The organism is Kitasatospora sp. NPDC001261, from assembly GCF_042896795.1.
Lineage (GTDB): Bacteria > Actinomycetota > Actinomycetes > Streptomycetales > Streptomycetaceae > Kitasatospora.
Window position 1 is genome coordinate 257,702 of the sequence record NZ_JBIAXP010000003.1, and the last position, 26,293, is coordinate 283,994.

General features: G+C 73.8%; 24 protein-coding genes. 9 read left to right on the plus strand and 15 right to left on the minus strand.

All coding sequences use genetic code 11. The features are described 5' to 3' along the window. Positions 1-49 precede the first annotated feature (49 nt). Positions 50-1,456, minus strand: a complete 1,407-nt coding sequence (locus ACFY4B_RS06115) for an aspartate ammonia-lyase (RefSeq protein WP_074004214.1) — start codon at positions 1,454-1,456, stop codon at positions 50-52. 134 nt (positions 1,457-1,590) lie between these two features. Further along, entirely contained in the window at positions 1,591-2,370 is a 780-nt protein-coding gene (locus ACFY4B_RS06120) for a carbon-nitrogen hydrolase family protein (RefSeq protein WP_387966659.1), read from the minus strand. Positions 2,371-2,712: 342 nt separating this feature from the next. On the opposite strand from ACFY4B_RS06120, the gene ACFY4B_RS06125 reads away from it, so the two are divergent. Beyond that, positions 2,713-4,737 carry a cholesterol oxidase substrate-binding domain-containing protein gene (locus ACFY4B_RS06125; protein WP_387966661.1) on the plus strand — a complete coding sequence of 675 codons (2,025 nt, stop codon included), beginning with the start codon at positions 2,713-2,715 and terminating at the stop codon, positions 4,735-4,737. A gap of 31 nt (positions 4,738-4,768) precedes the next feature. Here ACFY4B_RS06125 and ACFY4B_RS06130 read toward each other — a convergent pair whose 3' ends face one another. Continuing rightward, positions 4,769-5,416, minus strand: a complete 648-nt coding sequence (locus ACFY4B_RS06130; RefSeq protein WP_387966662.1) for a helix-turn-helix domain-containing protein — start codon at positions 5,414-5,416, stop codon at positions 4,769-4,771. A gap of 173 nt (positions 5,417-5,589) precedes the next feature. Here ACFY4B_RS06130 and ACFY4B_RS06135 point away from each other — a divergent pair, with 173 nt between their 5' ends. Next, entirely contained in the window at positions 5,590-6,354 is a 765-nt protein-coding gene (locus tag ACFY4B_RS06135; RefSeq protein WP_049652290.1) for an AzlC family ABC transporter permease, read from the plus strand. Next, the gene (locus tag ACFY4B_RS06140) at positions 6,354-6,662 is read left to right on the plus strand and encodes an AzlD domain-containing protein (protein WP_369808302.1); all 309 of its coding nucleotides are present in this window, start codon (positions 6,354-6,356) and stop codon (positions 6,660-6,662) included. The genes ACFY4B_RS06135 and ACFY4B_RS06140 overlap by 1 nt, the downstream gene beginning before the upstream one ends. A 79-nt stretch (positions 6,663-6,741) precedes the next feature. On the opposite strand, the gene ACFY4B_RS06145 is transcribed toward ACFY4B_RS06140, so the two are convergent. Further along, positions 6,742-7,068 carry a hypothetical protein gene (locus tag ACFY4B_RS06145; protein WP_074004216.1) on the minus strand — a complete coding sequence of 109 codons (327 nt, stop codon included), beginning with the start codon at positions 7,066-7,068 and terminating at the stop codon, positions 6,742-6,744. Between the two features lie 71 nt (positions 7,069-7,139). Continuing rightward, complete coding sequence (locus ACFY4B_RS06150) at positions 7,140-7,679, minus strand: GNAT family N-acetyltransferase (protein ID WP_387966663.1); 540 nt, start codon at positions 7,677-7,679, stop codon at positions 7,140-7,142. Positions 7,680-7,779: 100 nt separating this feature from the next. On the opposite strand from ACFY4B_RS06150, the gene ACFY4B_RS06155 reads away from it, so the two are divergent. From ACFY4B_RS06155 to ACFY4B_RS06175, 5 genes are all read left to right on the plus strand, one after another. Next, complete coding sequence (locus ACFY4B_RS06155; RefSeq protein WP_387966664.1) at positions 7,780-8,967, plus strand: acyl-CoA dehydrogenase family protein; 1,188 nt, start codon at positions 7,780-7,782, stop codon at positions 8,965-8,967. 75 nt (positions 8,968-9,042) lie between these two features. Beyond that, the gene (locus tag ACFY4B_RS06160) at positions 9,043-9,420 is read left to right on the plus strand and encodes a hypothetical protein (protein WP_049652263.1); all 378 of its coding nucleotides are present in this window, start codon (positions 9,043-9,045) and stop codon (positions 9,418-9,420) included. A gap of 361 nt (positions 9,421-9,781) precedes the next feature. Continuing rightward, the gene (locus ACFY4B_RS06165; RefSeq protein WP_387966665.1) at positions 9,782-10,660 is read left to right on the plus strand and encodes an alkaline phosphatase family protein; all 879 of its coding nucleotides are present in this window, start codon (positions 9,782-9,784) and stop codon (positions 10,658-10,660) included. Positions 10,661-11,074: 414 nt separating this feature from the next. Then, positions 11,075-11,557, plus strand: coding sequence for a hypothetical protein (locus ACFY4B_RS06170; RefSeq protein WP_049657923.1), 483 nt, complete (start codon positions 11,075-11,077; stop codon positions 11,555-11,557). A gap of 285 nt (positions 11,558-11,842) precedes the next feature. Beyond that, on the plus strand, positions 11,843-13,144 hold the full coding sequence (locus tag ACFY4B_RS06175) for a multidrug effflux MFS transporter (protein ID WP_387966666.1): 1,302 nt from the start codon (positions 11,843-11,845) through the stop codon (positions 13,142-13,144). Positions 13,145-13,302: 158 nt separating this feature from the next. Here the strand turns inward: ACFY4B_RS06175 and ACFY4B_RS06180 are convergent, their stop codons facing one another. From ACFY4B_RS06180 to ACFY4B_RS06225, 10 genes are all read right to left on the minus strand, one after another. Further along, on the minus strand, positions 13,303-15,360 hold the full coding sequence (locus ACFY4B_RS06180) for a glycosyl hydrolase family 18 protein (protein WP_387966667.1): 2,058 nt from the start codon (positions 15,358-15,360) through the stop codon (positions 13,303-13,305). Positions 15,361-15,952: 592 nt separating this feature from the next. Continuing rightward, on the minus strand, positions 15,953-16,528 hold the full coding sequence (locus ACFY4B_RS06185) for a hypothetical protein (RefSeq protein ID WP_387966668.1): 576 nt from the start codon (positions 16,526-16,528) through the stop codon (positions 15,953-15,955). Positions 16,529-16,730: 202 nt separating this feature from the next. Further along, the gene (locus tag ACFY4B_RS06190; protein ID WP_387966669.1) at positions 16,731-17,669 is read right to left on the minus strand and encodes an ABC transporter substrate-binding protein; all 939 of its coding nucleotides are present in this window, start codon (positions 17,667-17,669) and stop codon (positions 16,731-16,733) included. 44 nt (positions 17,670-17,713) lie between these two features. Next, entirely contained in the window at positions 17,714-18,391 is a 678-nt protein-coding gene (locus ACFY4B_RS06195) for an ABC transporter permease (RefSeq protein ID WP_049657036.1), read from the minus strand. Further along, a complete protein-coding gene (locus ACFY4B_RS06200) occupies positions 18,388-19,056 on the minus strand; it encodes an ABC transporter permease (protein WP_049657035.1) in 669 nt (222 codons plus the stop codon). The genes ACFY4B_RS06195 and ACFY4B_RS06200 overlap by 4 nt, the downstream gene beginning before the upstream one ends. Next, positions 19,046-20,254: an ABC transporter ATP-binding protein gene (locus ACFY4B_RS06205; RefSeq protein ID WP_079272437.1), complete on the minus strand. Its 1,209-nt coding sequence runs from the start codon at positions 20,252-20,254 to the stop codon at positions 19,046-19,048. The genes ACFY4B_RS06200 and ACFY4B_RS06205 overlap by 11 nt, the downstream gene beginning before the upstream one ends. A gap of 215 nt (positions 20,255-20,469) precedes the next feature. Further along, the gene (locus ACFY4B_RS06210) at positions 20,470-20,856 is read right to left on the minus strand and encodes a rhodanese-like domain-containing protein (protein WP_049657033.1); all 387 of its coding nucleotides are present in this window, start codon (positions 20,854-20,856) and stop codon (positions 20,470-20,472) included. Continuing rightward, positions 20,850-21,440, minus strand: a complete 591-nt coding sequence (locus tag ACFY4B_RS06215) for a cysteine dioxygenase (protein ID WP_387966670.1) — start codon at positions 21,438-21,440, stop codon at positions 20,850-20,852. The genes ACFY4B_RS06210 and ACFY4B_RS06215 overlap by 7 nt, the downstream gene beginning before the upstream one ends. A 195-nt stretch (positions 21,441-21,635) precedes the next feature. Continuing rightward, a complete protein-coding gene (locus ACFY4B_RS06220; RefSeq protein ID WP_107086570.1) occupies positions 21,636-21,713 on the minus strand; it encodes a putative leader peptide in 78 nt (25 codons plus the stop codon). Between the two features lie 145 nt (positions 21,714-21,858). After that, entirely contained in the window at positions 21,859-25,014 is a 3,156-nt protein-coding gene (locus ACFY4B_RS06225) for a hypothetical protein (protein WP_387966671.1), read from the minus strand. A 430-nt stretch (positions 25,015-25,444) separates the two neighbouring features. On the opposite strand from ACFY4B_RS06225, the gene ACFY4B_RS06230 reads away from it, so the two are divergent. After that, positions 25,445-26,287: a nitrilase-related carbon-nitrogen hydrolase gene (locus ACFY4B_RS06230; RefSeq protein ID WP_387966672.1), complete on the plus strand. Its 843-nt coding sequence runs from the start codon at positions 25,445-25,447 to the stop codon at positions 26,285-26,287. Positions 26,288-26,293 lie beyond the last annotated feature (6 nt).

Here is a 26,293-nt window from a genome sequence, read left to right on the forward strand (position 1 = left end):
CCGGCGACCGGGACCAAGCCGTGTCACAGCCGCCGGCCGGCCCGGCCCGCTAGGGGTGCGTCATCCGCAGCACGTCCAGCGCCTCGTCCAGCTGCTCCACGGTGAGCCTGCCCTGTTCGACGTAGCCGCGCTCCAGAACCACCTGACGGATCGTCTTGCGCTCCGCCAGTGCCTGCTTGGCGACCTTCGCGGCCTCCTCGTACCCGATGTAGCGGTTCAGCGGGGTCACCACCGAGGGCGAGGACTCCGCGTACTCCCGGGCCCGTTCGACGTTGGCGGTGATGCCGTCCACCGTCCGGTCGGCCAGCAGCCGGGCGCTGTTGGCGAGCAGCCGCACCGACTCCAGGACGTTGCGGGCGAGCACCGGGAGCATCACGTTCAGCTCGAAGTTGCCGCTCGCGCCCGCCAGGGTGACCGTCGCGTCGTTTCCCACCACCTGGGCGGCGACCATCAGCACCACCTCGGGCAGCACCGGGTTCACCTTGCCCGGCATGATCGACGAACCCGGCTGGAGGTCCGGCAGGTTGATCTCGCCGAGCCCGGTGCGCGGACCGGAGCCCATCCACCGCAGGTCGTTCGCGATCTTCGTGAACCCGACCGCCACCGTGCGCAGTTGACCGCTCAGTTCGACCAGGGCGTCCCGCGCGCCCTGCGCCTCGAAGTGGTTCCTGGCCTCCGTCAGCGGCAGGTCGGTGGCGCGGGCGACCTCCGCGATGACGGCCTCCGGGAAGCCGGGCGGGGTGTTGATCCCGGTGCCCACCGCCGTGCCGCCGAGCGGGAGTTCGGCCACCCGGGGGAGGGTGGCCAGCAGCCGCTCCCGCCCGTGCCGCACCTGCGCCGCGTAGCCGCCGAACTCCTGGCCGAGCGTGACGGGCGTGGCGTCCATCAGGTGGGTGCGGCCCGACTTGACCACCCGGGCGAACTCGGCGGCCTTGCGCTCCAACGCCTCCGCGAGGTGCTCCAGCGCCGGGACCAGGTCGTGGGTGACGGCGCCGGTGGCGGCGATGTGGATCGAGGACGGGAAGACGTCGTTGGACGACTGGCTGGCGTTGACGTGGTCGTTCGGGTGGACCGGCCGGCCCAGCCGCTCCCCGGCCAGGGTCGCGATCACCTCGTTGGTGTTCATGTTGGACGAGGTGCCCGAGCCGGTCTGGAACACGTCCACAGGGAACTGGTCGTCCCAGCGCCCCTCCGCGACCTCCTCGGCCGCCGCCGCGATCGCCTCCGCCGTCTCCTCGTCCAGCACCCCGAGCCGGGCGTTCACCCGGGCGGCTGCCGCCTTGATCCGGGCCAGCGCGGCGATGTGCGCCCGCTCCAGCCGCTGACCGGACACCGGGAAGTTCTCCACCGCCCGCTGCGTCTGCGCCTGCCACTTCGCGTCGGCCGGTACCCGGACCTCGCCCATCGAGTCGTGCTCGATCCGGTACTCCTGCGGCTTCTCCTGCTGGCCACCCATCGCGCGCTGCACCTCCTGTACGGGCCCGACCGGGCCCGGAACGGATCTCCGATCACCACAGCCGCGAGCGGGGCCCGGGTATTTCCGGTGGGGGTGACCCGGTTCCGGTTCTGGTCCCGGTTCGGGCCCGGCGCCTACTGCCGGGGCAGGCCGGTACGGGCCACCTCGGCGCGGACCAGCCCGCCCGGGGCGGTACCGGCCTGGGCGACGAGGCCGCCGCCCGGGGCCCAGACGCCGGAGCCGCCCGAGCTGTCCGGGTACTCGCCGGTGGCCCCGGCGCAGGTCGCGAGCACGCACCACACCCCGTGGGCGGCGGCCCGGTCGCGGACGTGGCCGTCCCGGCGCTCGGCCTGGGCGGCGCCGGGCCCGTAGAGGGTGGACGCGACGTAGGCGTCGATGCCGAGCGCGGCGGTCTCCTCGGCGTGCGTCGGATCGGCGGCGTCCGCGCAGACTGCGAGGCCGAGCCGCAGACCGTCCAGCTCCAGGACGACGGGCTTCCCGCCCGGGGTGAAGCGCTCGACCTCGGCGCCGTGCAGGCGCATCTTCCGGTAGACGACCTCGGCGCCCTCCCCGGTGACCGCCAGCGTGGCGATGGACTCGCGCCCGTCGGCCTCGACCACCGGCGCCCCGACCAGGGCGACGGCGCCGGCCGCGGCGCAGGCCGCCACCAGCGGTGCGAGCCGGGCGTCCGCCGGGTCGACGGCCGGTGCGGCCAGGTCGTAGCCGGTCAGCGACAGCTCGGGGAACACCACCAGCCGGGTGCCCGCCTCCCGTACCGCCTCGGCGTGCAGGGCCACGTTCTCGGACACGGTGTCCGGACGGCCGGCGGCGGCGCAGACGGGCTGGGCGACGGCGACCGTCAGCGGCCCGGGCACGGGACGCGCGGGCACGGGCGGGTTCGCGGACGAGGGCATGGCGGGGCCTCCGGCGGGCGGGGTGGGGTGATCGCGATCAACCTATGCGCCCGCCGAGGAGCCGGGCAACAGAGTCCGGACGAGGAGCTGTGCAGGTGGACGGGGTTCCCGGGGCGGATCGGACCGATCTCACTCGAAGGAGTGAGATCCCCGGCGGGTGCTTCAAACGGCCGTACGCCCCTCCCTACGCTCCAGACCGGGCCGGGCGGACTCCGGCCGGACCCGGATCGCCGCAGCTCGGCCCGGGGGGACCAGCGCGAAGGGGCGGACGGACGGATGACCACAGGACACGGCCCGATGGGCGGAACGGGTGACGGGGCGACACCGGAGGGGATGACCCCCATGAATACCCGCATGAACGCCCAGGTGGACGCCGCTGCGGACGCCCCGACGGAGGCCTCCGCGGGCCCCCGGGCGCAGGCCCCGGCGAGAGCCTCGTCGACGGCCCCGGCGGCCCCGGCGGCCCCGACGGCCCCCGCGGGCACGCGGAGGAGCACCACCGACGGCCTCACCCGCCGACAGCTGCTGGGCGCGTCGGCGGTGCTCGGCGGCGCGGCCTGGCTGCTGCGCGGCACCGTCGGCCCGGACAGCGCCGAGGCCGCCGGGCCCGTACCGCCCGGGCTGCCCGCCGGCACCGAGCTCTACCAGCGGGTCTTCCAGAACTGGTCCGGCGAGATCCGCACCGACCAGCTGTGGACCTGCGCGCCGCGCACCCCCGAGGAGGTCCCGGCCCTCGCCGACTGGGCGCACGCCAACGGCTGGCGGCTGCGCGCCTCCGGCTACCGGCACACCTGGGCGCCGCTCACCGTCGCCGCCGGGACCCCGGAGAGCGCCCGGGTCCTGCTCGTGGACACCAGCCGGTACCTCACCGCCATCAGCGCCGACTCGCCCGGCACCGTCCGGGTGCAGACCGGCGCCACCATGGAGGCCCTGCTCGCGTACCTGGCCCAGCGCGGCCTCGGCCTGACCGCCTGCCCCGCCCCCGGCGAGCTCACCGTCGGCGGCGTGCTCGCCATCGGCGGCCACGGCACCGCCACCACGGCGGTCGGGGAGGCGCGGCCGGAGGGGCACGGCTACGGCTCGGTCAGCAACCAGGTCGTCCGGCTCACCGCCGTCGTCCTCGACCCGGCCACCGGCCGCTACACCCTGCGCACCTTCGACCGCTCCGAGGCCGACAGCGCCGCCTTCCTGGTGCACCTGGGCCGCGCCTTCCTCACCGAGGTGGTGCTGCGGGCCGGCGCCGACCGCCCCTTGCGCTGCGTCAGCCGGCTCGACATCCCGGCGAGCGAGCTCTTCGCCCGCCCGGGCAGCGGCAGCGGCACCGGGACCGGCGGCGGGCTCGGCGGAGTGCTCGGGGGAGTGCTGGGCGGCGTCCTCGGCGGCGGGAGCGGCCCGCGCACGCTCGCCGAGTTCGTGGACCGCGACGGCCGGGTCGAGGCGATCTGGTTCGCCTACACCGAGTACCCCTGGCTCAAGACCTGGAGCGTCACCCCGAACAAGCCGCTCGGCTCCCTCTCCGTCGACCGCCCCTACAACTACCCCTTCTCGGACAGCATTCCGGAGCCGGTCGCCCGACTCGCCGGGGAGATCGTCGCCGGCGCCTGGGCATCGGCCCCGCTGTTCGGCCAACTCCAGTACCTGGTCGCGAAGGTGGGGCTCACCGGCGACATCACGGACATCCTGCTCTCCGGCGACCTGCTGCGCCGGCTGCTCAGCGGCGAGGTGCTCACCCACCTGCTCGCCGGCGGACTGCACTCCGACCTCTGGGGCCCTTCCCGTGCCCTGCTCCAGTACGTCCGCCCGACCACCCTGCGGGTCACCGCCAACGGCTACGCGATCCTCACCAAGCGCGCCGACCTCCAGTGGGTGGTGAGCGAATTCGCCGCCTACTACCGGGAGTTGCTCGCCGCCTACCAGGCCCGGGGCGAGTTCCCGGTGAACGGCGCGGTGGAGATCCGGGTCACCGGCCTGGACGACCCGGCCGCCTCCGGCGTCCCCGGCGCCCGGCCCCCGCTGCTGTCCGCACTGCGCCCGCGCGCCGACCGTCCCGAGTGGGACACGGCGGTCTGGCTGGACGTCCTGGCCTTCCCCGGCACCCCCGGACTGGAGCGCTTCGCCCGGGAGTTGGAGCAGTGGCTGCTGCGCACCTTCGACGGCACCCGGGCGGGCCTGCGGGTCGAGTGGTCCAAGGGCTGGGCCTACACCGACGCCGCCGCCTGGTCCGACCCGGACATGATCGGCCGGGCCATCCCCGACAGCCTGCGGGTCGGCGGCGGGCCCGGCTGGGACGAGGCGGTCGCCGTCCTGGACCGCCACGACCCGCACCGGGTGTTCGGAAATCCCTTCCTGGACGGGCTGTTGAAGTAGTCCGTGCCCGCAAGGGGATGCTGACTGGTCGTCAGATGTGTTCCATGACGATCACCGCGAGGGTGTCCGGGGCCAGGGCGCGGAACACGTGCGGAGCGTCGCCCGGGTAGCTCACGTAGTCGCCCGGGCCCAGTTCCACCGGCGCCTCCGTCGGCCCGACCAGCGCCCGCCCGGCACCGATCAGCACGTGCTCGACGGTGCCGGGCATGTGCGGGTCGGAGGCCCTGGTCTCGCCCGGCTGCGCCTCGATCCGGTAGATGTCGCGCCGGGCGTTGGGCGGGCAGGAGGAGAGCACGGTGGCGGCGTAGTCGGCACGCTCGGAGTGGGTCACCGGGCCCTCGCCGGCCCGGATCACCTTGACCACCGGGCGCGGCGGGTCGACCAGCCGGCTGAACGGCACGTTCAGTGCGACCCCGAGCGCCCAGAGCGTCTCCACGCTGGGGTTGCCCGCGCCCGACTCCAGCTGGGACAGGGTGGACTTGGCGATGCCCGCACGCCGGGCCAGCTCGGCCATCGACAGGCCGCTGCGCTCGCGCTCGCGCCGGATCGCGGCGGCGATCTGGCCGATCAGCTCGGTGCCGTTGCCGCCGGTGCCGCCGGTGCCGTTGCCGCCGGGGCGGTTGCCGGTGCCGCCGTCGGGGCCCGTGGCCGGGGTGGTCTGGTCACTCATGCTTGCCACTCACGCTTCCTCCTGGCCCCTTCCACGTCCACGGCTCCCGGTGCGGCCGATGCCGCCGTTCATGCTGCCACGGTCGGTCGCGCCGACCGTACCGACCGCGTCGGCCATCGTTCGCCGGATCGGTCCGCCTGTTCGCCTTGACGAACGAGCTGGAGCGGTTCACTCTAATGAACATGCGTTCGCTACTCCGAACACTGGAGCGCGCCACCCTCCGGGATGTCGCTCTGGTCTGCCTGGCCGATGCCCTCGTCGGCGCCTCCTTCGGCGCGATCAGCGTCTCCGGCGGTCTGCCGCTCTGGGTGCCGGTCGCCCTCTCCGTCCTGGTGTTCGCGGGCGGCTCCCAGTTCGCGGCGGTCGGCGTGGTGCTCTCCGGCGGCGGCGCCCTCGCCGCGGTCGCCACCGGGCTGGTGCTTAACGCCCGGCTGCTGCCCTTCGGCTTCACCGTGGCCGATGTGCTCGACGGCCCCTGGTGGCGGCGCCTGCTGGGCGCGCAGCTGCTCACCGACGAGACCGCCGCCTTCGCCCTGCAGCAGAACGAGCCGCGCCGGCGCCGGGCCGTGTACTGGCTCTGCGGGATCGCGCTGTTCGTGGTCTGGAACGTCTCGGTGCTGCTCGGCGCGCTCGCGGGCGGGCTGCTCGGCGACACGGACGCGCTCGGCCTGGACGCCGCCTTCCCGGCGGTGCTGCTCGCCCTCGTCCTGCCCTCGCTCGTGGACCGCCGCATCCGTACGGCGGCGCTGGTGGGAGCGGTGGTCGCGGTCGCCGCCACGCCGTTCGTCCCGGCCGGGCTGCCGGTGCTGCTGGCCCTCGTCGGGCTGCTGTTCGCCGGACGGCCGGCGGCGGGGGAGGCGGCCCGGAGTGCTGCGGACGAGCAGAACGTGGAGAACGCGGTGGGCGGGGAGAGTGCCGTGAAGAGCGAGAAGGAGACGGTTCGATGATGCCGCTGTACGCCGTTCTGCTGCTCGCGGCCGGAACGTACGCCTACCGGCTCGCCGGGCCGCTGCTCGCCGGCCGGCTCGCCCTCTCGGAGCGACTGCGGCACCTGCTGGCCGTCGCGGCGACGGTGCTGCTCGTGGCCCTGGTCGCGACCGGCGCGCTGACCCAGGGGCACGGTTTCGCGGGGTGGGCCCGCCCGGCGGGCGTGCTGGCCGCAGGGGTGCTCGCGCTGCGCCGGGCACCGTTCCCGGTGGTGGTGGTCGCCGGTGCGGCGACGACGGCGGTGCTGCGGCTCTGCGGGGTGGGGTGACGGCTGACAGCTGACAGAGTTTGAAATCTGTTATCTGTTATCTGTCGGCTGTCATCTGTTCGCTGTCACCCGCCCTCCGTCACCCGTCCTCCGCGTCCCCCTCGGCCAGGCGCTCCGCCTGGACCTCCGGCCGCTCGCTGTCCCACAGCAGCTCCCACACCTTGAACACGCAGTGGTAGTCGCGCATGCTCCCCTGCGAGACCAGCAGGTAGGTGTCCCCGTCGCGGAGCAGCGTCCGCCGTCGGCTGTTGAACGGGTGCTGCGGGGTGTAGGAGGGGACCAGCCGCTTCAGCTCCTCGACGGCCTCCTCACGGCTGCCCTCGACCTCGGCGAGCACCTTGCTGCCCCAGGTCCGGTCGTGCCCGGTGCCCACCGTCTCCTCCACGACCAGCGCCCAACGTGCCATGCCCTGCTCCCGTTCCGTTCCGATCCGTCGTGTTCCCCCGGCCCGCTTCGCCCGCTCGGGCCGTCGACCCGTCAGCGCGTCGGCGACTTGAAGAAGATGGTGGTCGGCCGGAGCACGCCCGCCGGATCGGCCGCGAAGTCCGGCACCGAGCCGACCCGGGTCCAGCCCGCCCCCTCGTAGAGCCGCTCCGCCGGGCTCCCGGTCTCGGTGTCCAGCACCAGCAGCCGGATGCCCAGCTCCACCGCCCGTTCCTCCAGGGCCGCCAGCAGCCGCCCCGCCAGCCGGTGCCCGCGATCGGCGGGGTGCACCATCAGCTTGGCCACCTCGCCCCGGTGGCGGCCGTTCGCGGTGGTGGCGGGCCGCAGCTGCACCGTGCCGGCCAGCCGTCCGTCGGCCCGGTTCCGTGCGGTCCACAGCACCAGCCGGCCGGCCGCGAGGTCCGGGCCGAGCGCCCGCCACCACGTCCTGGCCTCGTCGGGCGCCAGCGGGGCGAGAAACCCGATCGAGGCGCCGCCGTGCACGGTCTCCACCAGGAGCCCGGCGAACTCCTCCGCCGAGTCGTCCAGCTCCTGGGCCGTCACCTCGCCGATCACGTACGCACCGTCGGACATGTCGCCATCCTCACTCGTTCGCGCCCGCCCACCGCTCGGCCCGGTGCGCGATACTCGCCGGTATTCCGCTGGTATTCCGCCGAGAGTACAAGGAGCTTCGATGACGAAGCCGACCCGGATCGACCCGTCCGACCTGCTCGCCGTCGGCGACCTGCTCTCGGACGAGGAGCGGCTGATCCGCGACACCGTCCGCCGGTTCACCGAGGAGCACATCCGCCCGCACATCGGCGACTGGTTCGAGCGCGGGGTCTTCCCGGTCCGCGAGCTGGCCCCCGAGCTCGGCGCCCTGGGCGTGCTCGGCATGCACCTCGAGGGCTACGGCTGCGCGGGCGCCGACGCGGTGGCGTACGGGGTGGCCTGCATGGAGCTGGAGGCGGCCGACTCCGGGCTGCGCAGCTTCGTCTCCGTCCAGGGCTCGCTCGCCATGCGTTCGATCCACGCCTTCGGCTCCGAGGAGCAGAAGCAGCGCTGGCTGCCCGGCATGGCCGCCGGTGAACTGATCGGCTGCTTCGGCCTCACCGAGCCGGACTTCGGCTCCGACCCCGCCAACATGCGGACCCGGGCGGTGCGCAAGGGCGGTGAGGGCGGCGACTGGGTGCTGTCCGGCAGCAAGATGTGGATCACCAACGGCAGCATCGCCGACGTCGCCGTGGTCTGGGCGCAGACCGAGGAGGGCGTGCGCGGCTTCCTGGTCGAGCGCGGCACCCGCGGCCTGACCGCCACCGACGTGCACGGCAAGCTCTCGCTGCGCGCCTCCGTCACCAGCGAGCTGGCCTTCGACGAGGTGGTGCTGCCCGCCGACGCCGTGCTGCCCGGGGTGGTCGGCCTGCGCGGCCCGCTCTCCTCCCTCAACGAGGCCCGCTACGGCATCCTCTGGGGCACCGTCGGAGCCGCCCGCGACTGCTACACCGCCGCCCTGGACTACGCCAAGAGCCGGATCCAGTTCGACCGCCCGATCGCGGGCTTCCAGCTGACCCAGCAGAAGCTGGTCGAGATGATGCTGGAGGTCGAGAAGGCCTACCTGGTCGCCCTGCGGATCGGCCGGCTCAAGGAGCAGGGTGCGGCCCGCCCGCCGCACATCAGCTTCGGCAAGCTCAACAACGTCCGCACCGCGCTGGAGATCGCCCGCAGCGCCCGGACCATCCTCGGCGCCAACGGCATCACCACCGAGTACCCGGTGCTGCGGCACGCCAACAACCTGGAGTCGGTGCTCACCTACGAGGGCACCAGTGAGATCCACACCCTGGTCCTCGGCGAGGCCATCACCGGCGAGTCCGCCTACCGCTGACGGGCCGCCGCCCGCCCTTCCCGGCCCGGGAAAACCGGTGGCCGGGCCCGTCGCGGCCCGGCTACCGTCCCTGCCATGACCAGCCAGTACGTCCCGACGCGGCCCCCGACCACCACACTCTGGCGCCCCACCGGCCCGGAGGAGCTGGCCCTGGTCGAGGCCGCCGACCGGCGCGCCTGGCCGCCCCGCCTGCCCGAGCAGCCGATCTTCTACCCGGTCCTCAACGAGGACTACGCGATCCGGATCGCCCGGGACTGGAACGTGCCCGCCTCCGGCGTCGGCTACGTCACCCGCTTCGAGGTCGACACCGCCTTCCTCGCCCGCTACCCCGTCCAGCGGGCGGGCGGCCGGACGATCCTCGAACTCTGGGTGCCCGCCGAGGAGTTGGCCGAGTTCAACCGGCACATCGTCGGCCGCATCGAGGTGGTCCACGAGTTCCGCCCGCAGTCGTGACCCGCCCCGCCGCCGGCAGCCCCGACCTGCCCCGCCGTCCGTAGCGCCGACCTGCCGCCTCCCCGCCTGCCGCCCCGCCGTCCGTAGCGCCGACCTGCCGCCTCCCCGCCTGCCGCCCCGCCGCCCGGAGCCCGCCGCCCGGAGCCCGCGGCGTCGGCACGGTCGGCGGGGCGGCCCGTTCCGTACGGTCCCCGTCGGCCGCGGACCGCCCCGGAGGCTTCCCGGCGCGCTTCCGACACCTCGTGGACACCCGGCGTTCGGTGAGGTGACGCCGACCGGTACGGCGGTCGGTGGAGCATGGCGCGGTCGGCGGCGCCCTCGGCGGGCGCGGCCGGGTGCGCACGACCGAAAGGAACGCCCCATGTCCGCTGCCCAGTGGCCCCGCCCCCGCGTGCTCGTCGTCGGGATCGACGGTGTCCGCCACGACTACCTGGCGCAGGTGCCGATGCCGCGCCTGGAGGAGGTCGCCGAGGCCGGGTTCCTGGTGCCGGTCACCGTCGCGGACGGCACGCCCACCATGTCCGGGCCGTGCTGGACCACCATCGTGACCGGGGTCGAGCCCGCCAAGCACGGGGTCTGGGGCAACCACCTGGGCGGCAACCGGCTCGACGTGTTCCCCGACTTCGCCACCCGCCTCGCCCGGGGCGACCGCCGCCGCACCTTCGTCGCGGCCGGCTGGGACCCGCTGATGATCAACGAGTCCGGCGGCCCGCTGTTCCGCGCCCCCGGCCGGCTCTCCTACGTGGCCCCCGCCGAGGACACCCCCGAGGCCTGGGAGGCGGTGGACGAGGAGGTCGTCCGGGAGGCCGTCCACGTCCTCGGCACCGCCGACCCCGAGGCCTCCTTCGTCTACCTCGGCGCCGTCGACGAGACCGCCCACTTCCTGGGCTGCGGCGACGAGTACCGCGCCTCCATGCGCACCGCCGACGAGCGCCTCGGCCGCCTCCTCGACGCCGTCCGCGGCCGGGCGACCTACGCCGAGGAGCAGTGGACGGTCATCGTCGTCACCGACCACGGGCACGTGGACGCCGGCGGCCACGGCGGCCGTACGGTCGAGGAGCGGACGGCCTGGGTCGCCTGCGCCGGGCACGGCATCCCGGCCGGCCCGCCCACCGGCGAGATCCGCCACCCGGACGTCGCCGCGCAGGTGTACGCCTCCCTGCTGCGCCCGATCGACCCGCACTGGACCCTCGACGGCCGCCCGTTCCCGCTGGCCAGGCCGGTGCCGGCGGCGGTCTGAGCGACGGGCGGTCCGCGATCCGGGGGTACCGGTGCCCCCGGGTGCAGCAGGCCGGGCTGCGGCGGCGCCGGGCTTGAGCGAGGCTCGACCGGGGCTCGGGCCGCGCTCGACCCGGGCGTGCCGGCCTGGGCGCCGGAGCGGCACGCGTCCGAGACCGCGGGGCCCCGGACCTGCGGGCCTCAGGGTCCCTGCCGAAGGAGATACGCCTGAAGGTGGAGAAGGTACCCCGTGGGTTGGAGACAAGATCGCGACCTGGTGGTGACGATCCGACGGGTCGGGACGGGCCACGATGGTTGCACCGGACGGTGGAGCACGCCGACCGGGTCGGCGACGCGGACCTGAGCGGCCGCCGGCGGCGGAGACGAGCGGTCGGCGACGGCCGCACCGGTCACGACACGGAGAGGACAGCCGGGCATGAAGGGCATCGTGAGCAAGGTCGCGCTGGGAGTCGCTGGTACCGGCATGGCCGTCGCCGTGGCGGCCGTGGCAATCGGCCCGCGGGTGTCCGACTGGTACGACGAGCACCATCAGCAGCAGGGCTCGTACGAGACCGGCACCCAGGCCAAGGCCGACCGCCGGTCGATGCCGACCTGGCTGCCCGACAACGCCTCCGGGGTGAAGTACCTGATGTCCACCAGGGGCGACGACCGCCTGCTGCGCGCCACCCTCCCGGAGGAGCGGCTGCCCGTCGGCTGCACCGCCGGGCAGCCGGGCAAGAGCGCGCACCCGGTGCCGGAGTCGCTCAAGGCCGGCTGGTTCCCCGAGGGCGTCGCGACCAAGGTCATCGGCACCTGTGGGTACTACAACGTGGCGCTGACCGGCAACCAGCTCTACGCGTGGCAGGACGGCGCGGCGGTGCAGGCGGCACTGCGCGCCGAGCACGTCGCCAAGCGTTGAGTCCGGCGGGCACCCGAGTACTCCTGACCATTCCCGGGAATCCCTGAACACCCCTGAACACCTCTGAGCACTCCTGGTCGCCGCGACCGGGGAACGGAACGGCCCGCCGGGCACCGGAAGGTGCGGGCGGGCCGTCGCCGTGTGCGGGCCGGAAACGGGCGCCCGGCGATCCGCCCGGCGCACCCCCGCAGCCGGACAGCACGTACCCCCGCTGTCGGAACCGGACCGTGCTGCGGTAGGACGGAGCGCGAACGAACCCCACGTCGCCCGTCCGTAAGGAGAACCATGCCCGGCCCGACCGTCGGCCCCACCGACGACACGTCGACCGCTGCCGCCACCACCGCCGCCCCCGCATCCGTCGCCGCACCCGCCACCGGCCAGACCCGTCCCGGCTGGGCCGTGATCGCCGCCCTCGGCGGCCTCACCGCGCTCGGTCCGCTCACCACCGACCTCTACCTGCCGGGCCTGCCCGCGATCGCCGACGACCTGGTCGCCCAGCCGGCCGCCGTCCAGCTCACCCTGACCTTCTCGATGTTCGGGGTCGCCGCCGGGCAGCTGCTCTTCGGGCCGCTCAGCGACCGCTACGGGCGCCGGGTGCCGCTGCTCGCCGGGCTCGTCCTCTACACCCTGTCCAGCGTGGTGTGCGTGCTCGCGCCGAACCTGGCCGTGCTGATCGCCGCCCGCTTCGTCCAGGGCGCGGCCGGCTCCGCCGGGCTGGTGATCGGACGCGCCGTCTCCCGGGACCGCTTCCAGGGCGTCGCGCTGCTGCGCTTCCTCGCCTCGATCGCCCTGATATCCGGGCTGGCGCCGATCCTCGCGCCGATCATCGGCGCGCAGCTGATGCGGTTCACCTCGTGGCGCGGCACCTTCGGCGTGCTGACGGCGCTCGGGCTGCTGCTCACCCTGGTCTCGTTCGGGGTGCTGCGCGAGACGCTGCCGCCGGAGACCCGGGACCGCGGCGGCGTGGGCTCGACCCTGCGGACGATGGGACGGCTGCTGGGCAACCTGCCGTTCCTCGGGCTGGCGCTGACCAGCTCCCTCGCCTTCGGGGCGCTGTTCGGCTACATCAGCGGGTCGTCGACGGTGCTCCAACACGTGTACCAGGTCTCGCCGCAGACCTACAGTCTGCTGTTCGGGCTGAACTCGTTCGCGATCGTGGTGATGACCCAGGTGAACGGGCGCGTACTGGCGCCGCGCTTCACGCAGCGGGTGCTGATGCTGGGCAGCCTCGCGGCGGCGGTCGCCGCCGGGGTGGCGCTGGTGCTGCTGACCACGGTGTGGGACTTCGGACTGGCCGGGTTCTGCCCGCCGCTGTTCGTGATGATGGGCAGCCTGGGCGTGCTGCTGCCGAACACCGCCGCCCAGGCGCTCGGCCTGGTCGAGCCGCAGGTGGCGGGTACCGCGTCGGCGCTGCTCGGGACGGGCAACTTCCTGTGCGCCGCGGTGGTCGCGCCGCTGAGCAGCCTCGGCGGTCAGCCGTCGGCGGTGCTGCTGGCGCTGGTGGTCCTGGTCTGCGGGGTGCTCGCGACGGTGGTCTACCTGGCGCTGTGCCGACCGGAGCGGATGCGGGCGGCGGCGGGCGGCTGACAGGAGACGGGCGGCAGGCCGCGGCCGGACGACTGACGGCGAACGGGTAACAGCGAACAGGTAACAGGTAACAGAAGACAGATGACAGCTGACAGATGTTGAAATCTGTCAGCTGTCATCCGTTACTCGTCAATCGTCATTCACCACCCGGGGCGGCCTCAGGCGATGGAGAAGTCATCCCCGTACACGTTGCCCTGGCCGTACCAGCCGTGCAGGTACACGGAGACGGTGCCGTTGGCGCTGGTGGTGAAGGGGACGGACACCTTGGTCCAGCCGGAGGAGTTGGCCCACGCGCTGGCGGTGGCGCCGCCGTTGACGCCGATGTAGGCGTAGTTGCCCTGCACCCAACCGCTCAGGGTGTAGCTGGTGTTGGGCTTCAGCGTGACGGTCTGCGCGCACTCGCCGGTCTGGGCGGCGGTAACCGCGGCCTGGAGGGCCTTGGTGCCGGAGTGGACCGGGGTGGAGACCACGGCGCCGCCGCTCTGGCAGGTCCACGGGGTCAGACTGCCGCTCTCCAGGTCGCCGTTGACCAGGCCGGTGGTCGGCGTGGTCCCGGTGACGGTCAGCGTGTAGGACGCGATGTGGTTGCCGGAGGCCCCGGTGGCGCTGATGCCCAGCGGGTAGGTGCCCGGAGTCACGGCCGAGGTGGTGGAGATGTTCAGCGTGGCGCTGTTGCCGGCGGTGACGCTGCCGGGGGTGATGGTGGCGGTGATGCCGGGGACGGGCTGGCTGACGACCGCGAGGTTGAGGTTCTGTGCCGAGCCGGCGGTGACCGCCGTCGAGATGGTCGCCGAGACGGACGAACCAGCAGCGACCGTACCGGAGTTCGGGTTCACGGCGACAGAGAAGTCATTGCCGGGCTGGGTGCCGGTGACGGTCAGGGTGAAGGTGCTGGTGTGGCTGCCGGAGGCCGCCGAGCCGGTGACCGTGATCGGGTAACTCCCGGGCGTCACCGAGGAGGTGGTGCTGATGTTCAGCGTGGCGCTGTTGCCGGCGGTGACGCTGCCGGGGGTGACGGTGGCGGTGACGCCGGCCGGGGCGCCGCTGACCGTGAGGTTGACGCTCTGCGCGGAGCCCGCCGTCACGGCCGTCGCGATGGTGGCCGAGGTGGACGAACCAGCCGCGACCGTGGCGGAGTTCGGGCTGGCCGACACCGAGAAGTCGTTGCTCACCGTCGAGCCGCTGGTGAACGGCGCGAAGACGTGGGTGAAGTCCCAGGTGTTCTGGGCGATCCCGGAGCAGTTGTCGTTGCCGGCCGTGCCCGGGCAGCCGCCGTTGTCGCGCTGGAGGGCCCAGAAGGACAGCGTGTTGATGCCCTTGGAGACCGCCCAGTTGTACACGGTGGTGGCGTTGGCCAGGGTGAAGGTCTCGGCCGGACCGAAGTCGTCGACACCGATCATCTCGGTGATCCCGATCGAACCCCACAGCTGGGCGGGGGTCTTGGACGGGTAGAGCTTGGCGAGCTGGTTGTAGAGGCCCTGCGCGGAGGTCTGGGTGTCGGCCGCCATGTCGTGGGCGGCGTTGTCGTAGTAGTCGAAGGTCATCATGTTGACGACATCGATCCGCGCGTTGTTGCTGACCGCGTTCTTCAGCACCGCGAGACCGCTGCTGGCCAGCCCGGAGGTGGTGGTGGGCAGCGTGTAGGAGAACTGGATGCTCCGCCCGTTGGCGGCGGCCCAGTCCTGCACGAGCTTGATGGCCTTGTTGCGGCGGTCGATCCCGGCGGTGTTGGTCAGCGAGTTGTCCTCGATGTCGAGGTCGATCCGGCTGACGTCGTAGGTGGTGATCACGTTCTGGAAGGCGGCCGCGATCTGGTTGACGTCGGTGCAGCTGTCGGCGATCTCGGTGCCGGTGTTGTCGGCGGTGTAGCCGCCGAAGGACGGGATCACGTCCCCGCCGTTGGCGCGGATGGTCGCGATGTCCGCGCCGAACGTGGAGGAGGACACCGGCTTGGAGGTGTCGCCGTTCCAGTACGGTGTGCAGGAGCCCTTGGTGGCGGCCTGGAGGAACGCCATGGTCAGGTGCTTGGCGCCGGACTGCGCGGCCAGCTGGGCCGGGCTCTGGCCGGTCCAGGACTCGAAGTAGGGGGCGAAGACCCGGCTGGGGAGCGGGGTGGCGGCCTGGGCGGAGCTCGTCCCGGCGGCGACCAGGCCGGCCGAGGCGGCCAGCGTGGCGCAGGCCGTCAACACGGCCTGGACTGTTCGGCGGAGGCGCATGGATTCTCCAACAGACTTGGTGGGGCAGGACGTTGGGGAGGTGCGGTCGGTCCGGGTGGGGCGGCCGTGTGGGGTCGGCGGCGGCCCCGGGACCGGGTCGGAACCGGGAGTACGGGGAAGTGCGGGGGCGTGCGGGCGTGCGAAGGCCCACCGACTCGCGTGGACGCGGGCGGCGTGCGGAAGCGCGCGCCGTACGGAGCGGGGGTGGAGCGGAGCATGGCAGGGCATGGCAGTGCCTCAGCCGCCGGTGGTCACACCCCCACAGTGCATCCCGGTCGGATCGACATGCTTATGTTTGGACTAGACCACTGGTCTGTCAAGAGTCCTAACAGTTCGTCAGCACACGGCCCGCGCGACGGAAGGGGGGCGGACCGGCGTCGGGGCGGGTGGGCCGCCGGTGGGGCCGGCCAGGGGGAGGGTGTCGGACGCTCCGGACGGCGGTGAGGGGCGCCGGAAACGAGAAGACCGTGGCCGCGCACCCGGAAAGGGGCGCGGCCACGGCAGCCCGGCGCTCAGGACACCGGGCGGATCATGGTGCTGCGGACCAGCGGACCAGCGGACCAGCGGACCAGCGGACCAGCGGATCGGCAGGTCAGCGGGACGGCGGGCAGAGCGTGGCGAGCAGCGCGTCGTTGATCTTTGTGGCGGTGTCCGGCCCGAAGCCCTGCGGGTGGTCGGCGGAGGTGAAGCGCTGGTTGGCCAGGTCCGCCAGCTTCTGCTTGTCCTTGGGGAACTGGTACATCGACTGGCACTGGTTGCGCGCCCGGTCCACGGCCTGGTCCGGCTTGCCGCCGACGATCGCCGGGTCGATCGCGTCCAGCGCGGAGACCAGCTTGGCCGTCACGTCGGTGCCCGGCTTGGCGGGCAGTCCGGCGTCGGCGGGCGGCGCGGGCTTGGACGGTGCGGGGGCTCCCGAGGCGCCGGCGTCGGGGGCGGGCGCGCCGGTGCCGCCGTCGGCCGTGGGGGCGGCCGGGGCGGACCCGGGGGCCGCGGGCGTCGTCGCCGCGGGCGTGGCGGCGTCGGAGGGCGCGGTGGCCGAGGCGGCGGGGATGCTGGGGGAGCCGGCCGCGGAGGTGGCCTTGCCCGAGCCCGATCCGGAGCTGGAGCAGGCAGCGAGGCTCACCGCGGCGAGTGCCGTGAGGGTGGCGGCGAGGAGACGAGTGCGCATGGCGCCCAGACTGTCATGTTCGCGCCGCAGAAGGGAAGGTCCCTTCAGTGGTCGGAAAGCACCTGGAACGCACCCGTGAGCGCACACGCGAGCGCACCCGGAAAGCCCAGGGACGGTGCCTCCGGAACGGCCGACGGCGGCCCGGAGGAGCTTCCTCCGGGCCGCCGCGTTCACGCTCCACGGCCGCCGGGCCGAATCGCCGTCAGCCGAGGCCGTTGGACTTCAGCCAGGCCTTGGCGACCGCCGACGGGTCCTCCTTGTCCACCGACACGCGCTTCATCAGCGCCACCAGCCCGGCCGTGTCGAGCTTGGCCGACACCGCGTTGAGCGCCGCCGTCGCGGTCGCGTCCACGCCTGCCTTGTTGACCAGCGGGGTGACGTTCTGGGCGCCGAAGATGTTCTTCGGGTCGGCCAGCGGGACCAGCTTGTACTGGACGATCTTCGGGTCGGTGGTGAACACGTTGCCGACCTGGATGCTGCCGTCCTTGAGCGCGTTCGCGGTGGCGTCGCCGGTGGGCTTCCACTCCTTGAAGGTCAGCCCGTAGACGTCCTTGAGCTGCTGCTCGCGGCGGCTCTTGAACTCCGGCGGCCCGCCGATGGTGTACTCGCCGGCCTTGGCGGCGAGGTCGGCGATGGTCTTGAGGTTGTCCTTGTCGGCCGTCTCCTGGGTGACGCTGAGCGAGTCCTTGTCCTCGGCCGGGGAGGACTCGAGGATGCCCAGCGTGGCGGGCAGCGTCTTGGCGAGCTCCGCGTTCACGTCCTGGGTGGTGACGGCGGTGGACTTGGCGTCCAGGTAGGCGAGCAGCGAGCCGTTGTACTCCGGCAGGACGGTGAGGTTGCCGCTCTGCAACTGCCCGTAGAGCACCTCGCGGCTGCCGATGTTGAACTTCTCCTGGACCTTCACGCCCTTGGCCTTGAGCGCCTGCGAGTAGATCGACCCGAGCAGGACGTTCTCCGGGAAGTTGGCCGAGCCGACCACCACGGTCGAGCCGGACCCGCCCGCGCCGCCCGTGGCGGCCGAGGCGCTCGAACCCCCGTCGAGCGGGTTGCCGCCGGAGGAGCCGCAGGCGGTGGCGCCGAGGGTGAGCGCGGCGAGGGTGCCGAGGGCGGCGACGCGGCGGCTTCGGTTGATTGTCGACATGGTGACAGATGTCCTTCCGGAACGGGAGGGGAGGGGAAATGGAGTCAGCGGGGCCGCTGCTGGGCGCGCACCCCGGGCGGGAGCGCGAACCGGGCGAGCAGGGCGAAGAACAGCTGGGCGACGACCGCGAGCAGGACCACCAGCAGCGCGCCACCCACGGTCACGGCGTACTTGCGGGTCGCCAGCCCGTCGATGACGTAGCGGCCGAGGCCACCCAGGCCGACGTAGGCGGCCACCGTGGCGGTCGCGATCACCTGCACGGTCGCGGTGCGGAAGCCCGCCAGCAGGGTCGGGGCGGCCGAGGGCAGGCAGACCTGCCACAGCACCTGGGGGTGGGTCAGCCCGATGCCGCGCGCCGCGTCCCGGACGTCCGGGTCGGTGCCGCGCACCCCCTCGACGGCGGCCACCAGCAGCGGCGGCGCGGCGAGCGCGACCAGCGGGACCAGTACGGCGGTGTCGCCGACCCCGGCGAGCAGCACCGCCAGCGTCACCAGGCCGAGGGTGGGCAGGGCGCGGGCGGCGCCCGCGAGCGCGGTCACCACGGTGACGCCGCGCCCGGTGTAGCCGATCAGCAGCCCGAGCGGGACGGCGAGCAGCGCCGCGAACAGCAGGGCCGCGCCGGAGAGCAGCAGGTGCTCGGAGACCCGGTGCACGATCGAGTCCGGCCCGCTGAGGTGGTCCGGGTCGGTGAAGAAGTCGCTCAGCCAGTTCAGCCAGTTCACGAGCCCGCCCCCTTCTCCCGGACGGCCCAGGGCGCGAGCAGCCGCCGGGCGGCCACCAGCACCAGGTCGACGGCCAGCGCGAGGACGGCGATCAGCACGATGCCGGCCAGGATCGGGGTCGGGAAGGTGCGCTGGAAGCCGTCGACGAACAGGTAGCCGAGCCCGCCGCGACCGACCAGCGCGCCGACGCTGGCCAGCGAGATGCTGGACACCGCCGCGACCCGCAGTCCGGCGATCAGGTACGGCACGGCGGCGGGCAACTCGACCGAGGTCAGCCGGTGCCACGGCCCGTACCCCATCGCGGTGGCGGCCTGCCGGACGGAGTCCGGGACGGCGCGCAGCCCGTCCACGGTGGTCGGCAGCAGCACGGCGAGGGCGTAGAAGGTGAGCGGGATCATCACCGTCGCCTGGGTGGCGAGGCCGGTGTACGGGATCAGCACCACGAACACGGCCAGCGAGGGCAGCGCGTAGACGATGTTGAACACGGCGGAGAGCGGCTGGTACAGCCGGGGGTAGCGGGCGCAGGCCAGGCCGAGCGGGACGGCCAGCAGCAGGCCGATGAGCACGGGGACGAGGGCGATCACGGCGTGGTCGGCGAGCAGGTGGCCCAGGTAGCCGAGGTGGTCGCCGATCCAGTACCAGCGGACGATCGGTTCATCGTCCACCGTCGGCTCCGTCCGTGCTGCCCGTTCCGTCCGGGCCGCCCGTGTCGTCCGGGTGGCTTCCGGTGGTGGCCGGGGGCTTGTCGGTGCGGACGGGCGCATCAGCGGCCGGCGAACCGGTGGCAGACGGACCAGTGGCAGACGGACCGGCGGCCGGCGGGCCGGAGGCGTCGGGCCGCAGTGCGGCGAGGACGGCCTCGCGGCTCGCGGTGCCGGTGACCCGGCCCTCGGCGTCCAGCGCGACCGCGACCCCGGCGGGGGAGAGGACGGCGGCGTCCAGCGCCGTGCGCAGGGTGTCGGCGTCCGGGCGGAAGGCGGCCGCCGGGTGCAGCTCGGCGGTGACGGCGTCGCGGTCGATCCAGCCGATCGGGCGGCGCCCGTCGTCCAGGGCCAACTCCCAGCCGCCGTACCGGAGTCCGTCGCCCACCGGGCGGAGCCGGACGCCGCTCGCGGGGCGCAGGGCGAGGCCGCGCAGGCCCCGGTCGCGCCCGAGGAAGGCGGCCACGCCCTCGTCGGCGGGGGTGGTGAGCAGGGTGTGCGGGTCGGCCAGTTGGGCGATCCGGCCGTGTTCGCGCAGCACCACCACCTGGTCGCCGAGCCGGACGGCCTCCTCGATGTCGTGGGTGACGAACAGCACCGTCTTGTGCAGCTCGGACTGGAGCCGCAGCAGCTCCTCCTGGAGCCCGGCCCGCACCACCGGGTCGACCGCGCTGAACGGCTCGTCCATCAGCAGCACCGGCGGGTCGGCGGCCAGTGCGCGCGCCACGCCGACCCGCTGCTGCTGGCCGCCGGACAGCTGGAACGGGTACCGCTTGGCGGTCTCGGGCGCGAGCCCGACCAGTTCGAGCAGTTCGGCGGCGCGGGCGCGGGCCTTCTTCCGGTCCCAGCCGAGCAGGTAGGGGACGGTGGCGATGTTGTCGATCACCTTGCGGTGCGGGAAGAGCCCGGCCTGCTGGATCACGTACCCGATGCCGCGGCGCAGCTTGGCGGGTTCCAGCTCCGCGACGTCCGTGTCGTCCAGCAGGACCCGGCCCGAAGTGGGCTCGACCATCCGGTTGACCATGCGCAGCAGGGTGGTCTTCCCGCAGCCGGACGGTCCGACCAGGACGGTTATCCGACCGGTCGGGACCTCCAGGTCCAGTCCCTCGACGGCGATGGTGCCGTCGGGGTGGCGCATTCCCGCGCCCTCGAATCTGATCACGTGGAGTTTCCTCGTCAGGGCGCCCCGGAAAGGCGGCGCCTGGGTCGTTCGGTCGTTCGGTCAGGGTCGTTCGGTGGCGGCGGTTTCAAGCGCCCGGGCGTACTTCCGCCCGCGTGGTTGCCCGGCTTTGGACCAGCGGAAACTCTGATCACACTATGACCTGCATCATCTCCTGTCCCTGATTTACCGCCCCGGCACGCGGTGCGACCGCAGGCTCAGCCGCCCTGACGGGTCGGCAGGCCGGCGGCCGCCCAGCCGACGAAACCGCCGTCCAGGTCGGTCGCCCGGTGCAGTCCCAGCTCGCGCAGGGAGGCCGCGGCCAGGCTGGAGGCGTAGCCCTCGGAGCAGACCACGACCACCTCGACGTCGTAGCCCGAGGCCTCGGGAATCCGGTGACTGCCCGTCGGATCGAGCCGCCACTCCAGCACGTTGCGCTCGATGATCAGCGAGCCGGGGATCTCCCCCTCGGCCGCCCGCTGCGCCGCCGGACGGATGTCCACCAGCAGCGCGCCGTCCAGCTGGGCCTGGTACGCCTCGCGGGCGCGCGGTCGGTGGACGCCCTCCCGGGCCCGCTCCACCAGGTCGTCGATCGTGGTCACCACTGTTCAGGTCCTTCCTCGGAGGTGCGGACGAGCCCGCCGGCCCGCAGGTCGTAGTGCGCCATCGAACTCAGCGGCGGCGAGTAGGCGTGCAGGGTGACGGCGGGGCCGACGGCGGTGTTGCGCACGTCGTGCACGTACTCGGGGCCGAAGGCGCGGGCGGTGCCGGCCGGGATCCGGCGGATCAGCAGGCCCTGCTCGGGCCCGCCGAGGGACAGCTCCTCCAACTCGCCGAGGGCGACGGCGAAGGCGCCGCGCGAGCCGCCGTGGTCGTGGAAGCCGGTGGACTGGCCGGGCAGCCAGCTGATCAGCCACACCTCGTGGTCGTCGTCCGCGGCCAGCCGCCGGTACCAGCGCTCCTCGGTGGAGAGGCGGACGTGGTGGATCCACTCCTCGGGCCGCTCGGCCAGTTCGCGGACGATGGTCCGCAGGGTGCTGGGGGTGAGCGGCGCGGGGGTGCCCCCGGCGGGCGGCGTCGGTGGTGGCTCGGGGGTGCTCGTGGGGCTCGCGGCGTCGGGGCGGGTGTTGTCGGGGTTTACGGTCGGGTGGGTTCCGGGGCTGATGCTCGGGCTCGGGCTCAGAGTCATGAGGGCGTCCTCGGGTGCGGCGGGAACGTCGGTGGGAAGCGCCCGGTGTCCGGCGGCGGTGGAGGGCGCGGGCCGACGGGGCGGCCCGGCACGCAAGGGTGCGCCGGGGCTGGGCGGGGTCAGGACTGCGGGTGCGGGTGCGCGGCGCGGGCCCTGGCAGACGTCACAGAGCGGGACCGGCGGGGGAGAACAAGGTCAACAGGCACAGATGGAACTCGCCTGGCGTCGCAGATCGACGTGCAGGCGGCATACCAGAGTGGCGCCGGAGTCCATGCGCCGGATCTTTCCCGAGCGAAGCGGAGGAAGTCAAGCCGAGCCGACCGTCCGCCGCCGTCCGTTCCCGGCGACCGGCGGACCGGTCGGCTACCCGTCGCCCGCTCGCCGAGCGCCCTTCGAGCATCCGTCGGTCGCCTCCCGGCTACTCCTCGGCCGGGCGGCGCGGTGCCGGGGGAGCCGTGGCGGACGGTGCCGGGTCGGTGTCGCGCGTCGGCTGTGCGGGCACCGACCCGGTGGGGCCCGGGGCCGGTCCGGCCGGTGCCTGCCCGGCCCGCGCCTGGTCGGCCCTCGCCTGGTCGGTCAGTGCCTGCTCGATCAGCGGCGCGGCCTGTTCTCCCAGGTGGCGGCCGAGCGTCTGGTAGGCGTCGAACTGCTGGTGGTCGAACCACTGGTCGCTGGTGCGGTCGTTCGGGAAGGCCCGGTTGGCCATCGCGTAGGCGTGCAGCTCGTACGGCATCCCGGGGGTCAGTACCGCCTGGAGGAGGATCAGCCGGCCGTGCCGGACGGCCCCGGGCCCCTCGTCCAGATCCGGGTAGCGGATGTCCCCGGTGACCACCGCCCGGGCCGAGAGCCGGGCGGAGAGCTGCGCCGCGAGCCCGCGCAGCGGCGGACGGTGGCCCGCGCGGCCCTGCACGCCGTCGTCCGTGTGGTTGTCCACGCGGCCGTCCGCGTCGTCACCCTCGGCGGGCCGGTCGGCGGCGGTGCCCGGGATCAGCAGCTCGGGCTCGTGCAGGGTGATGGCGACGCCCAGCTCCTCGCGGGCCAGGGTGATCGCGGCGGCCAGGTTGGTGGCGTACCCCGCGTCGCCGCTGGCGTCGATGCAGACCACCGTCCGCACCCGGTGCCGCAGCAGCTCGACCAGCCCGAGGTTCTCGTAGTGGCCGCCGTCGGTGGTGAGCAGGAAGCGGTCGTCGGCCGGGAACCGCCCGATCAGCTCCCGCAGTTGGTACGGGAGGCGGCGGACGGCGGGCTGCGCGGGGCGGCGCCAGTCCGGCGGACCGGACCAGTCGGGGCCGAGCACCGCCGGGTTGGGCAGCCACGTCCCGAGGCGGGCGTTGGTCACCGCGAACAGCCGCTGGTAGACGCGGGATTCCCGCCCCATCGCGGAGGAGAAGGCCGCGCCGGAGACGGCCATCGCCGACTGCACGGTGAGGTCCCGGGCGATGTGCGCACTGGTGCGCCGCTCCAGCAGGTCGGTGCGCGCGTACCCGATGTCCGGGCCGCCCACGTAGTCGTAGGAGAGCGAGAAGGAGGCCGCCGGACGGCCCGGTGGCGTACGGGAGTTGCCCGACAGGTTGGCCGCCGCCGAGAAGATCACCTGAGGGAAGTCGGGGTGCCGGGCGCCGTAGTGGCTCAGCCACGTCTGCTCCCGGAAGAAGTGGTACGGGCGGGCCACCGACCGGCCGCCCTCGGTGGCCCGCCGGACCGCGAACGCCGAGGCCAGCCGCAACCGGTAGAACGGGTGCAGGCTCACCCAGGTCTGGTCGAGGTTCAGCCCGACCGCGCCGAGCACCAGGGGCAGCAGCACCTGGACGGCCGTCGGCCAGGCGTAGCCGGTGGCGACCGCCCAGCCGAGGGCCAGCAGCGCACCCGCCGTCAGCGCCAGGAGGGCGGAGCAGACCACGAGGGTCTGCGGGAGGCTGGCGCCGCTGACACGGGGCCGGCCCGCCGCGCCCGGCGTGGTGCCACCCCGACCGGGCGTCCGGCGGTCGCGCCAGAGTATGCCGAGCAGCAGCGCCAGGTAGCTGAGCGCCACGGTCAGGCCGAGCCCCGCGCCGGTGAGCTGCGGCCCCGCCGCCAGCGCCTGCTGGAGCCGCACCGCGCCCCAGGCCAGCCCCGGCACCACCAGCACCCCGACGGCCAGCAGGGCGGCCAGGGCGAGCAGGCCGAGATTGGCCCTGCGCAGCGCCCGTGGCAGCAGCGCCTGCCAGCCGAGCGAGGGGAAGGCCAGCAGCCAGAGCAGCCAGCACCCGGTGGCCGAGGCCAGCAGGAGGCCGAAGGCGGCGAGCGCCGGTGTCCGGAGCTCCAACGGCCCCGGTACGGCGCCGGCGTGGCGCAGCCCGGCCGCCGCCAGGTGGCTCAGGTCGGTGAGCGGCACGGCCCGGTAGAAGCGGCTGAGCCCGAGGCCGAGTGTCAGGACGGCGGCCAGCAGCAGGGTGAGGGCGGACAGCACCCCGCGCAGCAGCGTCCCGAGGGCGACCAGCCATTCGCCCGCGCCGTCGGCGATGTACTTGCCGTGTCGGCGGAGGTGGTCCTCCTCGGGGGACCCGGACTCCATCACGGTGTCGGCCGTCAGGCCCGAGACGGCGCGCACCGGGCTGCCGGGCGCGGAGTCGCTGAGCGCGAGCTGGAGCGCGCCGACGGTGTAGCCGCCGCCCGAGACGGAGACCAGGTAGCGGGCCCGTTTCAGCCACGGCCGCAGCGACTGGAGCGCGCCGAGGGTGACGCAGGCGGAGCGGATGCCGCCGCCGGAGGCGCAGAAGCCGAGTTCGGCGGGTTCGCGGCCGGGCGGCACCCGGGCGGCGTCGCGCCAGTGGGCGTGCCGGACGGGCGTGTCCGGGGCGTCCGGCGCTTCGGCGGCGGGTGCCGTGGCGCCGCGCCGGGCGGCGATCGGCCAGGGCGGGATCAGCGCCGGACGGTCGGGGGAGTCGGTGCCGCGGGCCTTCGCGCCCGCCCGCGACGGCCGGAGCCCGCGCACCGCGCGGGTGGCGGTCACCAGCAGGATGCCCGCCGCGAGCACCCCGGCGGGCAGGAGCAGCAGCCACTTGACGGTGGCGAGCGCGGTGGCGACGGCGAAGGGGGTGTCGGAACCGCCCGCACCCGGGTGGAGGCCGTCCAGCCCGGCGCGCAGCAGCGCGTCCTCGCCCAGGTCGCAGCAGGCCGCGAGCAGCCCGGCGCCGCCGACCGCGACGGCCGACAGCCGCCGGCGGGCCGGCCCGAGCACGTACCCGCCGAGCAGTGCGGCGGCGAGCAACGTCAGCCCGTAGCCGCCGATCAGCCAGCCGTCGGCGCGCAGCGCGGCCAGGTGGTCCGCGGCGCGGCCGCCGACCACGGCCTCGGCGGCCGCGCGGGAACCGGCGAGCTGGAGGGCGATGTTCCGTACGCGCGGCGCCTGATGACGGAACAGCAGCCCGCCGAGGAGGACCGGCAGCAGGGCGCCGAGGGCGAGCAGCAGGCCGGCCCAGGCGGGCAGGGCGGGCGGCCGCGCCGCCGGGCCTCCGCCCGCCGCGCCACCTGCCGTACCCGTCGCCTCCGCCGCTTCCTTCGCCGCCGCCGTCTCCGTTGCGGAATCCGCCACCACCATCGTCACCCCCCGCTTGGCCGCCCCGATCCCCCGTGACCGGGACGCTGAACTCGTAGGAAACCACCGATGACTGACGATCCGTAGTGATCCACCGCGATGTCCACGCGGGTCTTACCCCACCATCGCCGATTGCGCACCCGGGGTGTCCGGTTTCACTCGAACGAGTAAGAAGGCGACGCGTGGGGTAGATCAGCTTTTCATCCCACCCGGGACCATCCGCGTGTCCGCGCAACAAGATCACCCCAGACGCGTTTCCACCGACGTATTGTCAGGCCACCGAGGCCGGGCCTACCGTCTACAGATCGCTTTCTACGCACGTAGACCCTGCGGTTCCCCGAGCGGACCCGCAGGCGAGACCCACCCCGTCAACCCTCAGACCGCGGGCCCGACCGCACGGCCGGGCCGCGGAGTTGCGGAGGTAACCATGTCGCAGATCGTCCGGGCCGCGCTCGTCCAGACCCGCTGGACGGGTGACCAGGAGAGCATGATCGCGCTCCACGAGCGGTACGCCCGCGAGGCCGCCGCCCAGGGAGCGGAGATCATCGGCTTCCAGGAGGTCTTCAACTCCCCGTACTTCTGTCAGGTCCAGGAAGCCGAGCACTACCGCTGGGCCGAGGCCGTCCCCGACGGCCCGACCGTGCGCCGGATGCGGGACCTCGCCCGCGAGCTCGGGCTGGTGATGGTCGTCCCGGTCTACGAGGAGGAACAGGCCGGCGTCTACTACAACACCGCCGCCGTCATCGACGCCGACGGCAGCTACCTCGGCAAGTACCGCAAGCACCACATCCCGCAGGTCAAGGGCTTCTGGGAGAAGTACTACTTCAAGCCCGGCAACCTCGGCTGGCCCGTGTTCGACACCGCCGTCGGCAAGGTCGGCGTGTACATCTGCTACGACCGCCACTTCCCCGAGGGCTGGCGCGCCCTGGGCCTGGCCGGCGCGCAGATCGTCTACAACCCCTCCGCCACCAGCCGCGGCCTGTCCGCCTACCTCTGGCAGCTCGAACAGCCCGCCGCCGCCGTCGCCAACGAGTACTTCGTCGCCGCGATCAACCGCGTCGGCACCGAGGAGTACGGCGACAACGACTTCTACGGCACCTCCTACTTCGTGGACCCGCGCGGGCAGTTCGTCGGTGCCGTCGCCTCCGACAAGGAGGAGGAACTCGTCGTCCGCGACCTCGACCTCGGCCTGATCGAACAGGTCCGCCAGCAGTGGGCGTTCTACCGGGACCGCCGGCCCGACGCCTACGGGCCGCTCGCCGAGGCCTGAGGAGCA

Coding starts and splice junctions, on each gene's coding strand:
- ACFY4B_RS06115 (WP_074004214.1), bottom strand. CDS start 1,456: ATGGGTGGCCAGCAGGAGAAGCCGCAGGAGTACCGGATCGAGCACGAC.
- ACFY4B_RS06120 (WP_387966659.1), bottom strand. CDS start 2,370: ATGCCCTCGTCCGCGAACCCGCCCGTGCCCGCGCGTCCCGTGCCCGGG.
- ACFY4B_RS06125 (WP_387966661.1), top strand. CDS start 2,713: ATGAATACCCGCATGAACGCCCAGGTGGACGCCGCTGCGGACGCCCCG.
- ACFY4B_RS06135 (WP_049652290.1), top strand. CDS start 5,590: ATGCGTTCGCTACTCCGAACACTGGAGCGCGCCACCCTCCGGGATGTC.
- ACFY4B_RS06140 (WP_369808302.1), top strand. CDS start 6,354: ATGCCGCTGTACGCCGTTCTGCTGCTCGCGGCCGGAACGTACGCCTAC.
- ACFY4B_RS06145 (WP_074004216.1), bottom strand. CDS start 7,068: ATGGCACGTTGGGCGCTGGTCGTGGAGGAGACGGTGGGCACCGGGCAC.
- ACFY4B_RS06150 (WP_387966663.1), bottom strand. CDS start 7,679: ATGTCCGACGGTGCGTACGTGATCGGCGAGGTGACGGCCCAGGAGCTG.
- ACFY4B_RS06155 (WP_387966664.1), top strand. CDS start 7,780: ATGACGAAGCCGACCCGGATCGACCCGTCCGACCTGCTCGCCGTCGGC.
- ACFY4B_RS06160 (WP_049652263.1), top strand. CDS start 9,043: ATGACCAGCCAGTACGTCCCGACGCGGCCCCCGACCACCACACTCTGG.
- ACFY4B_RS06165 (WP_387966665.1), top strand. CDS start 9,782: ATGTCCGCTGCCCAGTGGCCCCGCCCCCGCGTGCTCGTCGTCGGGATC.
- ACFY4B_RS06170 (WP_049657923.1), top strand. CDS start 11,075: ATGAAGGGCATCGTGAGCAAGGTCGCGCTGGGAGTCGCTGGTACCGGC.
- ACFY4B_RS06175 (WP_387966666.1), top strand. CDS start 11,843: ATGCCCGGCCCGACCGTCGGCCCCACCGACGACACGTCGACCGCTGCC.
- ACFY4B_RS06180 (WP_387966667.1), bottom strand. CDS start 15,360: ATGCGCCTCCGCCGAACAGTCCAGGCCGTGTTGACGGCCTGCGCCACG.
- ACFY4B_RS06185 (WP_387966668.1), bottom strand. CDS start 16,528: ATGCGCACTCGTCTCCTCGCCGCCACCCTCACGGCACTCGCCGCGGTG.
- ACFY4B_RS06190 (WP_387966669.1), bottom strand. CDS start 17,669: ATGTCGACAATCAACCGAAGCCGCCGCGTCGCCGCCCTCGGCACCCTC.
- ACFY4B_RS06215 (WP_387966670.1), bottom strand. CDS start 21,440: ATGACTCTGAGCCCGAGCCCGAGCATCAGCCCCGGAACCCACCCGACC.
- ACFY4B_RS06220 (WP_107086570.1), bottom strand. CDS start 21,713: ATGGACTCCGGCGCCACTCTGGTATGCCGCCTGCACGTCGATCTGCGA.
- ACFY4B_RS06230 (WP_387966672.1), top strand. CDS start 25,445: ATGTCGCAGATCGTCCGGGCCGCGCTCGTCCAGACCCGCTGGACGGGT.